We start from the raw sequence: 505 nt of genomic DNA, 5'->3' as shown, positions 1-505 counted from the left end.
CCACAATGTCTCGGGCGCGACCCCGGCCTTGGGCCGCAGGGGGGCGGCCAGCAGCAGTTCGTCGCGCACCGTGTCGAATATGGCGAACAGGCCGGGACGGATCAGGATGCCTTCGGGCAGGTTCAGGTCATCGGCGGGCATGTCGGCAGGCACTCGACCTGCCGGACCATGTCGTAACCCAGATAGCCGAACACGCCCCCGGTCATGGGCGGCATGCCTTCGGGCAGGGTCATGCGGCTTTCATGCAGGATGCGCCGCAGGGAGATCAGGGGCGCATCGGTTTCCGCCACAAATTCATGCACCGCCGCCGCAGGGTCATGGCAGACGCTGGCGCGCCCGTCATGACAGCGCCAGATCAGGTCCGGCAGCAGCCCGATGACGGAATAGCGCCCGCGTGAGGTGCCGCCCTCCACACTTTCCAGAAGGAAAGCGTTATGCCCGCCATTGCCGCCCCCATGGCTGCGCGCCCAGCCGCGACAGCCGCAGGAAGGCGGCCACGGGCGTC

The 505-nt window shown here is 68.1% G+C and carries 1 pseudogene; it reads right to left on the bottom strand.

Annotated features, from left to right (window positions below):
* Positions 1-505, bottom strand: a pseudogene (locus tag JCM25156_RS26830) (anthranilate synthase component I); the annotation flags it as partial.

The sequence above is a fragment of the Komagataeibacter kakiaceti JCM 25156 genome (assembly GCF_000613305.1).
The sequence above is the reverse complement of the archived record's forward strand: the minus strand, read 5'-3'. Positions and strand labels throughout refer to the sequence as shown.